Here is a 12,471-nt window from a genome sequence, read left to right on the forward strand (position 1 = left end):
GTTATCAGGGGTCGCAAGTCAAACCGAACGCCGCTCGGTTCTATCTGGGGCAGCGCGGTCCATCGACAGATACCTGGCGAAACGAAAAAACCCCCGGAATTCCGGGGGTTTTCGCTGTGCGCGATACTGGGATCGAACCAGTGACCTCTTCCGTGTCAGGGAAGCGCGCTACCGCTGCGCCAATCGCGCCCGTGAAGGCTTTTTCAGTTGAAGGAGTGGAGGTGGCGACGGGATTCGAACCCGTGTAAACGGCTTTGCAGGCCGGTGCCTAGCCGCTCGGCCACGCCACCGTGTGTGGTTCGACCCACGTGTCGTGATCGACTTTCGGATTTCTCCGTGTGGCGATCTTCGCACTCGAGCGGATGACGAGACTCGAACTCGCGACCCTCACCTTGGCAAGGTGATGCGCTACCAACTGCGCTACATCCGCGTGACCCGAATCGCTCCGGGCACTTGAACGACTTTAGCCGACGAATCGACAAGCGCCAAACTCAGGCAGCCCGCGCGTGTCTCGGATCTGCGGATTCGTGGGAGGTCGCGGCATCCGGTAAGATCGTGACTCGGCCCCGCAGGGTCATGGGCGATTGGCGCAGTTGGTAGCGCGCTTCCTTCACACGGAAGAGGTCATCGGTTCGAGTCCGGTATCGCCCACCCCGACGCCAAAGCGTCACTCCCCCGAACAACTGAAGATCAGTTGCCGACTGCCCAGCCATAGCGTCGGTGCAGCGCGTCGGCGATCTTCACGAATCGCTTCAGATCGAGAGCGGATGCCTCGCGACGCATGCCTGCGGCGTGCACGCTGTAGAGCTGCTCGATGTCGACCCATGAGGGTCGCCCCCGCGAGTCCCAGGCGCCTGTTCCCAGGGCCAGGAAGTCGTGGTCGCCCTCGTGCGGCTTGCTGGTCAGTCGCACCGCGTAGACGCGCTGTGCGTCCTGACGCCCGATGACCAGCACCGGACGGTCTTTGCCGCGTCCGTCGTTCTCCGTATACGGGACCCAGGTCCAGACGATCTCGCCCGCATCGGGATCGGCGTCGGTCTTCGGTCCGTAGGTGATCTTCAGCCCGGCCGGTCCGGGCGGGGCGATCTCGATCGTCGCAGTGCTCCCGACCCGGCCAGGCGTGTCCGGGGTGGCGGCGGTCGTTCTCGGCGCAGTGGGACGAGCAGGAGAGAAGAAGCTCACGACGCGGGCGAGGATGCCCTGGCGTTTGGTCACACGGTCACGATATCGGCCCACCGGTCCGCTCATCCGCGCACGGTCATCCCGGCTGGCACGCGAAAGGGGGGCCGCTTGCGCGACCCCCCTCCGCTGCTGTGCGAAGCCTGACTAGGCCTTGGCGTCGAGCAGGACGTAACCCTCTTCGCCGTGCACGACCGTGTCGATGCCGGCGATCTCGTCCTCGTTCTTCACGCGGAAGCCGATCGTCTTCTGGATGATCCAGCCGATGGCGTAAGCGAGGATGAACGAGTAGGCCAGGACCGAGAAGGCCGCGATCGCCTGGACGAGCAGCTGCGTGCCGTCTCCACCCGTGAACAGGCCGACGTTGGTGGCGAAGAACCCGATGAACAGGGTTCCGATGAGACCACCGACGAGGTGGATGCCCACGACGTCGAGCGAGTCGTCGAAGCCCCACTTGAACTTGAGCTCGATCGCCAGCGCGCAGACGGCACCCGCGATGAGGCCGAGGACGATCGCCCAGCCGGGCGTCAGCGACGCACAAGCCGGCGTGATCGCGACGAGACCCGCGACGGCACCGGACGCGGCGCCGACCGAGGTGGGCTTGCCGTCCTTGAACTTCTCGACGACGAGCCACGCGAGGAGCGCCGCTGCGGGAGCTGCAATCGTGTTGACGAACGCGAGAGCAGCCGTGCCGTCGGCGGCGAGCTCGGAACCGGCGTTGAAGCCGAACCAGCCGAACCACAGGAGGCCGGCGCCGAGGAGGACGAAGGGCGGGTTGTGCGGAACGGCGATGCCCTTCTGGAACCCGACGCGCTTGCCGAGGACGAGCGCAAGGGCCAGGGCCGCAGCACCGGCGTTGATGTGCACCGCGGTGCCACCTGCGAAGTCGATCGCACCTGCACCGAGCCATTCCTGAAGGCCGTAGGTGATCCAGCCGCCGTAAGCGAAGCTGCCATCCTCGGCGAGGCCGAAGTTGAACACCCAGCTCGCGACCGGGAAGTAGACGATCGTCGCCCAGATCGTGGCGAAGATCATCCACGAGCCGAACTTGGCGCGGTCGGCGATCGCGCCCGAGACGAGCGCGACGGTGATGATGGCGAAGGTGGCCTGGAACGCGACGAAGGCGAGCGGCGGATAGGCCGCGCCATCCGGTGTCTCGAGCAGGCTGGTGAGGCCCACCTCGCCGAGGTCGATGGTCCAGGGGGACTGGATGGTTCCTTCAGCGGTGCTGGGGAACGCGATCGCGTAGCCGTAGAGCACCCAGAGGACTCCGATGAGTCCCATCGCGCCGAAGCTCAGCATCATCATGCTGATGACGCTCTTGGCCTTGACGAGGCCGCCGTAGAAGAACGCGAGTCCAGGTGTCATGAGCAGCACCAGCGCTGCGCATAGGAGAAGGAATGCGGTGTTGCCTTGATCCATCTCGGGGAGAACCTCTCTGCAGGGACGCAGGTGAATCAGCGTCGGGTGCGCCCAGTCTCACCCGCCACCGTTACCGTCGGTTCGAAGTGGTGTTTCGCATTGGTTACGCGAAGGCCCGTCCGGTAAACATCACGTTTCGCGCTGCCGCGAGTCATCCGCGCAGATGGGCTTCAGTCGTGCGTGAGGGCCAGCAGCCGTGAGATGGCGCGGAGGTACTTCTTGCGGTATCCCCCAGTGAGCATCTCGGGTGCGAACACGAGGTCGAGCGGCACCCCGGTGGCCCGGATCGGAAGCTGCGCGTCATAGGCACGGTCGATGAAGGCGACGAAGCGGAGCGCCGCAGACTGGTCGTCGAGTTCGACCGCATCGCGGAGTCCGATCTCGGTGAGACCGTCGATCAGACGAAGGTAGCGGCTCGGATGCACCTGGGCGAGGTGCGCGATGAAAGCCGGGAAGGCGTCGTCCGAGATGACACCGCGGGTCGCGGCATCCGAGATCGCCCGCTCGTATTCGTCATCGGTGAGCACCTTGGCGTGACCGTCGACGGTGCGGTGGCGGTAGTCGGTGCCGTCGATGCGGAGCGTCTGGAAGTTCGCCGCCATCGCGTGGATCTCGCGCAGGAAGTCCTGGGCCGCGAACCGGCCCTCGCCGAGCGCATTGGGCGGAGTGTTGGATGTCGCGGCCATGCGCGTGCCGCCGGCGGCGAGTTCGCCGAGCAGGCGGGTCATGACCATCGTGTCACCCGGATCGTCCAGCTCGAACTCGTCGATGCACAGCAGGTCCGCGCCGCGGAAGAGCTCCACGGTGTTCTGGAAGCCGAGCGCGCCGACGAGCGCGGTGTACTCGATGAAGGAGCCGAAGTACTTCCGGCGCACGGGCATCGCGTGGTAGATCGCCGCGAGCAGGTGGGTCTTGCCGACGCCGAAGCCGCCGTCGAGGTAGACCCCGGGCTTGAGCTCGGGCTCCTTCTTCGCCCGGCGGAACAGCCCGCCCTTCGGCGCCGCGCCACCCGCGCCGGCGAACGCGAGGAGCAGGTCCTTGGCCTCCTGCTGGGAGGGGAACGCGGCATCCGCCCGATACGACTCGAAGGTCGCGTCATCGAACTGCGGCGGCGGCACGAGGGAGGCGACCATCTCGAGCCCCGTCACCACCGGCGCCCGCTCGGTGAGGTGCACGATTCCGGCTGCCGTGGAGGTCATGTGATCCTGTGTCGCTGTCTTACCAGGGCGGTGCGTCGCTCTGCCCGGGAATCTATGGTCGAAGAGGCCGGTTCAACCCTACGCCGTCGCATCCGCCGGCCCTTCCCGAGGAGCCTTCATGCCCGTCGAAAACGACACCTCGTCCGCCAAGTTCGCCGAGTACGCCGATCCCGGACGGCTCGTCACCGGGCAGTGGCTCGAAGCCCGGCTGGGCGAACCCGGCCTCGTCGTCGTCGAGTCAGACGAAGACGTGCTCCTGTACGAGACCGGCCACATCCCGGGGTCCGTCAAGGTCGATTGGCACACCGAGCTGAACGACCCCGTCGTGCGCGACTACGTCGACGGCGCAGGCTTCTCGGCGCTGCTCAGCGCGAAGGGCATCTCGCGGGACGACACCGTCGTGATCTACGGCGACAAGAGCAACTGGTGGGCGGCCTACGCACTGTGGGTGTTCTCGCTCTTCGGGCACGAGGACGTGCGCCTGCTCGACGGCGGTCGCGACCGGTGGATCGCCGATGGCCGGCCCATCACCAGGGAACCCACCGTCCGCCCGACCACCGCCTACCCGGTGGTGGAGCGCGATGACTCGCGGCTGCGGGCCTACAAGGATGACGTCCTCGCCCACTTCGGCGATCCGCTCATCGACGTGCGCTCGCCCGAGGAGTACAACGGCACCCGCACCTCGGCGCCCGCCTACCCCGAAGAGGGCGCGCTGCGCGCCGGACACATCCCGTCGGCGCAGAGCGTGCCCTGGGCGAAGGCCGTGGGAGACGACGGCGGCTTCAAGACGCGTGCGGAATTGGATGCCGTCTACCGTGACGGTGCCGGACTGAAGGACGGCGACCGCATCGTCGCGTACTGCCGGATCGGCGAGCGCTCCAGCCACACCTGGTTCGTCCTCCAGCACCTGCTGGGCTTCGAGAACGTGCGCAACTACGACGGATCGTGGACCGAGTGGGGCAGCGCCGTCCGGGTGCCGATCGTCACCGGCGACGCACCCGGCGAGGTTCCCGCTCAGCGCTGACATCGTCCGGCGGGTTCCTGGTCATGGGAAACTGAAGGTGATGTCCGAATCACACCTCCCCGACTCCCTCGCCGGCATCCGCGACGACTTCCTCGAGCTCGATGAGCCCGACCGGCTGCAGCTCCTGCTGGAATTCTCCGAGGAGCTCCCGGCCATCCCGGCGGAGTACGAGGGCCACCCGGAACTGTGCGAACGCGTCGTGGAGTGCCAGTCTCCCGTCTACATCGTGATCGATGTCGACTCGGACGGGCGGGTCGCCATGCACGCCACGGCGCCTCGGGAGGCGCCGACGACCCGGGGCTTCGCGAGCATCCTCGTTCAGGGCATCTCGGGCCTCACCGTCTCGGAGGTGCTCGGCATCCCCGACGACTTCCCGCAGAGCATCGGCCTCACCCGTGCCGTCAGCCCCCTGCGCATCTCGGGGATGACCGGCATGCTGCTGAGGGCCAAGCGGCAGGTTCGGGCCAAGCAGCCCACTCCCCCGACGCGATGATCGTCACCGAGGTGCGTCCGGCGACACTCGATCGCCAGGATGTCGCGACCGAGGCGGGCCGCGCGTGGCTCGCCGATCGGTACGCGCGCGCCGACGAGGCATACGTGCGGCTCAATATGATCACGAGCCTGACCGGGGCGGCGTCCGGGTCGGACGGTACGAGCGACACACTGACCAGCCGCACCGACCGGACCATCCTCGGCGTGATCCGCGCGGCCGCCGATGTCGTCGTGGTGGGCGCGCAGAGTGTGCGCGCGGAGGGCTATATCGTCCCGCGCAGCACCCGGCTCGCGATCGTCACCGCGTCGGGAGACCTCGAGGGTCACCGGCTCACGCTGGCTGAGGGCGCCTCGCCCGATCGGGTGCTGATCGTCTGCCCGGCGTCCCGAGCCGACGCGCTCCGCGCCGACGCGGTGTCGCATGGCGTGCAGATCGTGGCGGTACCGGGAGACGAGCGGATGTCGCCCTCGGCGATCCTCGCCGCACTGGCCGAGCGCGGCCTTCGGCGGGTCGTGTGCGAGGGCGGCCCTTCTCTGGCGTCCCAGTTCGCGGCAGCCGGCGTGATCGACGAATACTGCATCACTGTCGCTCCGTCGATCGAGCCGGTCGCACAGCCGTTCCTGCGACTGGACGCGAGGCCGGACACCGAGCCGACCGGCGTCCTGGTCGATGAGGCCGGGTTCAGCTACCTGCGTCTGCGGGCACGGCGGTGATCCCCTGGCGCTCCAGCCAGGAGCCGATGCTCGTCGACCAGCGCGCCTGGTCGTAGTTCCACAGCTTCGTGTGCCGGGCGACGTCGAAGACCTGCATCTCGACGAGGTCCGGCCGCGCGACGACCAGGTCGTGCGAGGCATCCGACGGCACGAATCCGTCGTCGTCGCTGTGCAGGATGAGGATCGGATGCTGCAGCTCGGCGGCGCGCGCGACCACGTCGAGCCGGTCGAAAGGGATGGCCGCGCCGGTGCGGACCACCGGGGTTGCCCACTCCGACCGCAATGCGCCGATGGCCATGCCGGCGACCAGGTGGGGAAGCCTCAGCAGGCGCGCTTGATGGTCGAGCACCACGCGCCAATCGATGACGGGCGACTCGAGGATCAGCCCGACCAGGATGTCGCGATGAGCCGAGTTCAGTGCGACCTGCAGCACGATGGCACCGCCCATGGACCAGCCCATGAGGATCACCCGCCGCGCCCCCCGCCGCCGGGCGAACCCCACGGCGGCATCGATGTCGCGCCACTCCGTCGCGCCGAGTGCGTAGGTCCCCGTTCGGCTGCGCGGGGCGTCGCCGTCGTTGCGGTAGGACGCGACCAGGGTCGTGATCCCGAGGGCGTGGAACACCGGGACGGCGCGGAGACATTCGCTGCGGGTCGTACCGCGGCCGTGCACCTGGATCACCCAGAGATCACTGGAGTCTCCCGCCGGGAAGAGCCAGGCCGGGCACGGACCCACGGCGGAGCCGATCAGCTCGGGGGTGAACGGAAGCTGCAGCTCCTCTGGACCGGCGTAGTACCAGCCGCTGAAGGCGGCTTCCGACGAGATGCTCGCGTCGACCCCGATGTGCGTGAGCAGCTTCCGCTTGACCGTGTCGCCGTCCTGAGCGAGCACCGAGCCGAGCTTCACATACGAGGCGGTGCCATCGGTGAAGAGGCCGTATCGCCCGGGCAGCGCGGTGTCGGGTGTACGGGACAGCGTGATCGTCTGAGCAGCGGTGTCGAGCGACACGATCTTCGTGTCGGAGACGCGACCGCCGGGCGTCACGACCTTCCGTGCGATCCGCACTGACAAGACGCTCAAGACGGCGAGCACGCCGGTCAGACCGAAACCGATCGTGACGAGCGCGGCCCGGATTCCCGCCTCGAGAGAGGCGGATGCGCCGCGGGCCTCGGCGCGCCTGGGATTGACCATCGAGCCCTCACTCTAGTCTGTCCGCGTGGCTGAGCATCCTCCTCCGGCGGCACCCGCCGCCTTCGAGCGTGCCGCTGCGCTGGTGAAGGAGACGCAGTTCCGCGACGATCTCGTGGTGCGTGAGATCCCCGCGCCGACCGGCCTAGCGCCGTTCGCCCTCGCCCTCGCCGCCGACGTTCGTCCGGACGCCTCGGGCGCCGATTCGGAATACGGCACCGGCCGGTTCATCCTCCTCAACGACCCCGCCGAACCACCGCAGTGGGGAGGTCCGTGGCGCATCGTCTGCTTCGCCCAGGCGCCCCTCGAACCCGACATCGGGGTGGACCCGCTGCTGGCGGATGTGGCGTGGTCGTGGCTCGTCGACGCGCTCGCCTCCCGCGGCGCGGGCTACGATGCTGCATCGGGAACAGCGACCAAGACCCTTTCCAAGGGGTTCGGCTCGCTGGCATCCGAAGGGGATGGCGCGCAGATCGAATTGCGGGCATCGTGGTCGCCATCGGGCGACGTCGTCGCCCATGTGCAGGCCTGGGCAGAACTGGTCTGCATGCTGGCGGGTCTCCCGCCGGGGTCGGAGGGGATCACCGTGTTGGGTTCACGCAGGGTCGCACGTGGCTGAATATCTGGTCATCGACGACGTCGAGGGGCTGCGCGCGGCCGCGGGGCTGCTGGCTGCCGGCTCCGGTCCGGTCGCGGTGGATGTCGAACGCGCCTCGGGCTTCAGGTACTCCCAGCGTGCGTACCTTGTGCAGGTCTTCCGGCGTGGCGCAGGCGGCTTCCTGTTCGACCCGCCGGCGATCGGCGATTTCACCGCGCTGCAGGCCGCGATCGGCGACGTGGAGTGGGTGCTGCACGCCGCGAGCCAGGACCTCCCGTCGCTGCGTGAGATCGGTCTGCTGCCGCCGTCGATCTTCGACACCGAGCTGGCGTCGCGCCTCTTGGGACGCGAGCGGGTCGGCCTCGGGGCCGTCGTCGAGGAGACTCTCGGCATCACGCTCGCCAAAGCGCACTCGGCATCCGACTGGTCGACGCGTCCCCTGCCGCAGGCCTGGCTCGAATACGCCGCGCTCGATGTCGAACACCTCATCGACGTCCGCGACGTGCTGGCGGCCGACCTGGTCGAGCAGGGCAAGGTGGCCTTCGCCGCCGAGGAGTTCGAGGCGGTCCGCACCCGCCTCCCCAAACCCGTTCCCGCCGACCCGTGGCGTCGGCTCAGCGGCCTGCACACGGTGCGCGGTCGTCGAGCCCTGGCCGTGGCGCGTGCCCTGTGGATCTCCCGCGAGGATTTCGCCCGCGCCGAGGWCGTGGCACCGGGTCGTCTGGTGCCCGACCGTGCACTCGTGGCCGCGGTGCTCGCCGACCCCGCGACCAAACAGGATCTCGCCCGCGTCAAGGAGTTCAACGGCCGCGCGAGCCGCAGCCAGCTGGATCGCTGGTGGGCCGCCTTCGAGGAGGGTCGCGCCGCGACCGATCTTCCCCCGGAGCGCGGCACCGGGGGCGACTCCCTCCCGCCGCCGCGGGCCTGGGCCGACCGCAACCCGGCGGCCGACAAGCGGCTGAAGGCCGCTCGGCCGGTCGTCGAGGCACACGCGGAGCAGCTTGCGATGCCGACCGAGAACCTTCTGACGCCGGAGCTGCTGCGCCGCGTGGCCTGGAATCCGCCTGAGCCCGTGACCGCGGAAGGGGTCGGGCAGGCACTCGCCGACCTCGGCGCCCGCCCTTGGCAGATTGCGGAAACTGCACAGATGATCGCCGATGCGTTTGTCGAATCCGTGCAAGCCGTTCCGGAGGCGCTCGAACCGCCGTCGTAGGTTTCCGCCACCCGATTCCGGGGCCTGTCACCGCCCTCCTAGGCTTTCGACACAACAACTTCTGGAGGCAGAGTGGCCGAGATCTCGGACGTCTTCTTCGTCGATGGCGCGCGCACACCGTTCGGGCGCGCCGGCGAAAAGGGCATGTATTGGAACACGCGATCGGATGACCTGGCCGTCAAGGCCACCATCGGACTGATGGAGCGCAATTCCGGCGTGCCGAAGGAGCGCATCGACGATGTCGCCATCGCGGCGACGTCGCAGACCGGCGATCAGGGACTCACCCTCGGCCGCAGCGTCGCGATTCTCGCGGGTCTCCCCCAGACCGTGCCCGGGTTCGCGATCGACCGCATGTGCGCGGGTGCGATGACGAGCGTCACCACGATGGCCGCATCCATCGGCGTCGGCATGTACGACATCGCCCTGGCCGGCGGTGTCGAGCACATGGGGCATCACCCGATCGGCACAAACGCCGATCCCAACCCCCGCTTCGTCGCCGAGCGCATGGTCGACCCAGGGGCGCTCAACATGGGCGTGACCGCGGAGCGCATCTTCGACCGCTTCCCGCACCTCACCAAGGAGCGCTCCGACCGCTTCGGCATGCTCAGCCAGCACAAGGCGCAGGCGGCGTACGACAACGGCAAGTTCCAGCCCGACCTGGTTCCCGTCGCGATCAAGGATGCCGAAGGCGCCTGGGGTCTGGCGACCGCGGACGAAGGCCGCCGACCGCAGACCACCATGGATGACCTCGCCGCCCTGAAGACGCCGTTCCGGCCGCATGGTCGGGTGACGGCGGGCACGTCGTCTCCCCTCACCGACGGCGCGACGATGTCGCTCCTCGCCGGCGGCGGCGCCGTCAAGGAGCTCGGGCTGAAGCCCAAGATGCGGCTCGTGTCGTTCGCCTTCGCCGGCGTGCAGCCCGAGATCATGGGCATCGGACCGATCCCCTCGACCGAGAAGGCGCTGGCCAAGGCCGGCCTCACGATCAACGACATCGGTCTGTTCGAGCTCAACGAGGCGTTCGCGATCCAGGTCATCTCGCTGCTCGACCACTTCGGCATCGCCGACGACGATCCGCGCGTCAACCAGTGGGGCGGGGCCATCGCCCTCGGGCACCCGCTCGCGGCCTCCGGTGTGCGGCTCATGATCCAGCTCGCCGCGCAGTTCGCCGAGCGCCCGGACGTCCGCTACGGCCTGACCGCGATGTGCGTCGGACTCGGCCAGGGCGGCTCGGTCATCTGGGAGAACCCCCACTACAACGGCCCTGGCGCCCGCGGCAAAAAGAATTCAGTGAAGTGAGAGTGCCCGCTATGACCAAAACCCCTGCGGACCAGTACTCCGACATCGACTTCTCCCCGCTCGACGCCCTCACCGAGGGCGAGGTCGTCACGCACTCGATCGTGCGCGACATCCGTCTCGCCTCCGGCAAGGTGCTCGCGCTCGTCACCCTCGACAACGGTCGCGACCACAACCGACCCAACACTCTCGGCCCCGCCACGTTGAAGGAACTGGCGGCGACGCTCGATGCGCTGACCGCGCGCGCCGCGTTGGGCGAGATCCAGGCCGTCGGCATCACCGGGAAGCAGTACATCCTGGCCGCCGGCGCCGACCTCAGCGACATCTCGCGCCTCGGTTCGGCCGACAATGCCCGACTGATCGCCCAGCTGGGCCACCACGTGTTCGGCAAGCTGGAGGGCCTCGGCGTACCGTCGTTCGCCTTCGTGAACGGACTCGCACTGGGTGGCGGGCTCGAGATCGCCCTGAACTCGAGCTATCGGACGGTGGATGCCTCGGCCGCGGCGGTGGCGCTTCCCGAGGTGTTCCTCGGCATCATCCCGGGTTGGGGCGGCGCGTACCTGCTGCCGAACCTCATCGGCATCGAGAATGCGCTCGAGGTCGTCATCTCGAACCCGCTCAAGCAGAACCGGATGCTCAAGCCGCAGCAGGCGTTCGACTTCGGCATCTTCGATGCGATCTTCCCTGCGGCTAACTACCTCGAGGACTCCCTGAAGTGGGCCGACGGGGTGCTGAGCGGCTCCGTGAAGGTCGTTCGCAGGAATGAACCAGGCAAGATCGAGCGCCTCACGAAGTGGCCCATCGCGATCAAGATGGCCCGTTCGATGCTCGAGAGCCGCATCGGCACGATGCCCAAGTCCCCGTACGCCGCGCTCGAGCTGCTCGACAAGGCCAAGAGCGGCACGAAGGCCGAAGGGTTCGCGCGTGAAGACGAAGCCCTCGCCGCCCTCGTGACCGGCGATCAGTTCGCGGCATCCATGTACGCCTTCGATCTCGTGCAGAAGCGCGCGAAGCGGCCCGTCGGCGCCCCCGACAAGGCGTTGGCGACGAAGGTCACGAAGGTCGGGATCATCGGCGCCGGTCTGATGGCGAGCCAGTTCGCGCTGCTGTTCGTCCGCAAGCTGCAGGTGCCGGTGCTCATCACCGACCTCGACCAGGCCCGCGTCGACAAGGGCCTCGCCTACATCCACGACGAGATCGGGTCGCTCGAGGCCAAGGGGCGCCTGGACGCTGACGCGGCCAACCGGCTCCGCGCCCTCGTGCGCGGCACGACCGACAAGAGCGAATACGCGGACTGCGACTTCGTCATCGAAGCCGTCTTCGAAGAGGTCGGCGTCAAGCAGCAGGTGTTCGGCGAGATCGAGGGGATCATCCGCGAGGACGCGATCCTCGCGACCAACACCTCGTCGCTGTCGGTCGAGGAGATCGGCGCGAAGCTCGCTCACCCCGAGCGTCTCGTCGGCTTCCACTTCTTCAACCCGGTCGCCGTCATGCCGCTCATCGAGATCGTCAAGACGCCGCAGACGACGGATGCCGCGCTCTCGACCGCCTTCGTCGTCGCGAGGGGTCTCGGCAAGAACGCCGTGCTCACGGCCGACGCGCCGGGCTTCGTCGTGAACCGGCTGCTCGCCAAGGTCATGGGCGAAGCGGCGCGCGCGGTCTACGAAGGCACTCCCCTGCTGACCGTCGAGAAGGCGTTCGCGCCGATCGGGCTGCCGATGACGCCGTTCCAGCTCATCGATCTGGTCGGCTGGAAGGTCGCCGCCCACGTGCAGGACACGATGGCGCACGCGTTCCCCGAGCGGTTCTTCGCGTCGGAGAACTTCCACCAGCTCGCCGAGCTGACCGAGGTCGTGGAGAAGGACAAGAGCGGCCGCGTCACCGGCTGGTCGAAAGCCGCCGAGAAGGTGCTCAAGGGCGCCGTCGGCTCATCGCCGGCGTCGGAGACCGAGATCCTGCACCGCGTGCAGGACGGTCTCGCGAAGGAGATCTCGATCATGCTCGAGGAGGGCGTCGTGCCCGCCGTCGAGGACATCGACCTCTGCCTGATCCTCGGTGCCGGGTGGCCGTTCATCGACGGCGGGGCATCGCCCTACCTCGACCGTGAGGGCGCCTCCGAGCGCGCGACCGGCGACACCTTCCACC

Annotated in this window: 11 protein-coding genes and 4 tRNA genes; 8 read left to right on the plus strand and 7 right to left on the minus strand. The window is 68.2% G+C overall.

All coding sequences use genetic code 11. The features are described 5' to 3' along the window. Nucleotides 1–117: 117 nt before the first annotated feature. The 3 genes from AC1DVT_RS12230 to AC1DVT_RS12240 form a co-directional block, all read right to left on the minus strand. Nucleotides 118–189: transfer RNA gene (locus tag AC1DVT_RS12230), tRNA-Val, on the minus strand. 27 nt (nucleotides 190–216) lie between these two features. Further along, a tRNA-Cys gene (locus AC1DVT_RS12235) sits at nucleotides 217–290 on the minus strand. Between the two features lie 67 nt (nucleotides 291–357). Continuing rightward, nucleotides 358–430: transfer RNA gene (locus AC1DVT_RS12240), tRNA-Gly, on the minus strand. A gap of 148 nt (nucleotides 431–578) precedes the next feature. Here AC1DVT_RS12240 and AC1DVT_RS12245 point away from each other — a divergent pair. Continuing rightward, a tRNA-Val gene (locus tag AC1DVT_RS12245) sits at nucleotides 579–651 on the plus strand. 39 nt (nucleotides 652–690) lie between these two features. On the opposite strand, the gene AC1DVT_RS12250 is transcribed toward AC1DVT_RS12245, so the two are convergent. From AC1DVT_RS12250 to zapE, 3 genes are all read right to left on the minus strand, one after another. After that, nucleotides 691–1,215 carry a type II toxin-antitoxin system PemK/MazF family toxin gene (locus AC1DVT_RS12250; protein WP_477389246.1) on the minus strand — a complete coding sequence of 175 codons (525 nt, stop codon included), beginning with the start codon at nucleotides 1,213–1,215 and terminating at the stop codon, nucleotides 691–693. 111 nt (nucleotides 1,216–1,326) lie between these two features. Beyond that, on the minus strand, nucleotides 1,327–2,601 hold the full coding sequence (locus AC1DVT_RS12255; protein ID WP_457098636.1) for an ammonium transporter: 1,275 nt from the start codon (nucleotides 2,599–2,601) through the stop codon (nucleotides 1,327–1,329). Between the two features lie 170 nt (nucleotides 2,602–2,771). Further along, nucleotides 2,772–3,800, minus strand: coding sequence for a cell division protein ZapE (gene zapE / locus AC1DVT_RS12260; RefSeq protein WP_477389248.1), 1,029 nt, complete (start codon nucleotides 3,798–3,800; stop codon nucleotides 2,772–2,774). Between the two features lie 118 nt (nucleotides 3,801–3,918). Between zapE and AC1DVT_RS12265 the strand changes: the two genes are divergently transcribed. Genes AC1DVT_RS12265 through AC1DVT_RS12275 form a run of 3 tightly spaced genes read left to right on the plus strand, consistent with a single transcriptional unit; the run spans nucleotide 3,919 to nucleotide 6,030 of the window. Then, nucleotides 3,919–4,824, plus strand: coding sequence for a sulfurtransferase (locus tag AC1DVT_RS12265; protein WP_477389250.1), 906 nt, complete (start codon nucleotides 3,919–3,921; stop codon nucleotides 4,822–4,824). 40 nt (nucleotides 4,825–4,864) lie between these two features. After that, a complete protein-coding gene (locus tag AC1DVT_RS12270) occupies nucleotides 4,865–5,317 on the plus strand; it encodes a SufE family protein (protein ID WP_477389252.1) in 453 nt (150 codons plus the stop codon). Next, nucleotides 5,314–6,030 carry a dihydrofolate reductase family protein gene (locus AC1DVT_RS12275; RefSeq protein WP_457098632.1) on the plus strand — a complete coding sequence of 239 codons (717 nt, stop codon included), beginning with the start codon at nucleotides 5,314–5,316 and terminating at the stop codon, nucleotides 6,028–6,030. The genes AC1DVT_RS12270 and AC1DVT_RS12275 overlap by 4 nt, the downstream gene beginning before the upstream one ends. Here AC1DVT_RS12275 and AC1DVT_RS12280 read toward each other — a convergent pair. Further along, a complete protein-coding gene (locus AC1DVT_RS12280) occupies nucleotides 5,999–7,222 on the minus strand; it encodes an alpha/beta hydrolase family protein (RefSeq protein ID WP_477389254.1) in 1,224 nt (407 codons plus the stop codon). The genes AC1DVT_RS12275 and AC1DVT_RS12280 overlap by 32 nt on opposite strands. 25 nt (nucleotides 7,223–7,247) lie before the next feature. On the opposite strand from AC1DVT_RS12280, the gene AC1DVT_RS12285 reads away from it, so the two are divergent. The 4 genes from AC1DVT_RS12285 to AC1DVT_RS12300 form a co-directional block, all read left to right on the plus strand. Further along, nucleotides 7,248–7,838, plus strand: coding sequence for a DUF3000 family protein (locus tag AC1DVT_RS12285; protein ID WP_457098630.1), 591 nt, complete (start codon nucleotides 7,248–7,250; stop codon nucleotides 7,836–7,838). Continuing rightward, nucleotides 7,831–9,030, plus strand: coding sequence for an HRDC domain-containing protein (locus AC1DVT_RS12290; RefSeq protein ID WP_477389256.1), 1,200 nt, complete (start codon nucleotides 7,831–7,833; stop codon nucleotides 9,028–9,030). The genes AC1DVT_RS12285 and AC1DVT_RS12290 overlap by 8 nt, the downstream gene beginning before the upstream one ends. Before the next feature lie 72 nt (nucleotides 9,031–9,102). Further along, nucleotides 9,103–10,329: a thiolase family protein gene (locus tag AC1DVT_RS12295; protein WP_477389258.1), complete on the plus strand. Its 1,227-nt coding sequence runs from the start codon at nucleotides 9,103–9,105 to the stop codon at nucleotides 10,327–10,329. A gap of 11 nt (nucleotides 10,330–10,340) precedes the next feature. Beyond that, nucleotides 10,341–12,471, plus strand: a 2,131-nt coding sequence (locus AC1DVT_RS12300; protein ID WP_477389260.1) for a 3-hydroxyacyl-CoA dehydrogenase NAD-binding domain-containing protein, incomplete at its 3' end; no start/stop codon positions are given.

Source organism: Microbacterium sp. P2_F9, assembly GCF_056403635.1.

What these genes read in the sequence shown, in the direction of transcription:
- zapE (WP_477389248.1), bottom strand. Translation starts at nt 3,800, where the DNA reads ATGACCTCCACGGCAGCCGGAATCGTGCACCTCACCGAGCGGGCGCCG.
- AC1DVT_RS12280 (WP_477389254.1), bottom strand. Translation starts at nt 7,222, where the DNA reads ATGGTCAATCCCAGGCGCGCCGAGGCCCGCGGCGCATCCGCCTCTCTC.
- AC1DVT_RS12275 (WP_457098632.1), top strand. Translation starts at nt 5,314, where the DNA reads ATGATCGTCACCGAGGTGCGTCCGGCGACACTCGATCGCCAGGATGTC.
- AC1DVT_RS12255 (WP_457098636.1), bottom strand. Translation starts at nt 2,601, where the DNA reads ATGGATCAAGGCAACACCGCATTCCTTCTCCTATGCGCAGCGCTGGTG.
- AC1DVT_RS12270 (WP_477389252.1), top strand. Translation starts at nt 4,865, where the DNA reads ATGTCCGAATCACACCTCCCCGACTCCCTCGCCGGCATCCGCGACGAC.
- AC1DVT_RS12265 (WP_477389250.1), top strand. Translation starts at nt 3,919, where the DNA reads ATGCCCGTCGAAAACGACACCTCGTCCGCCAAGTTCGCCGAGTACGCC.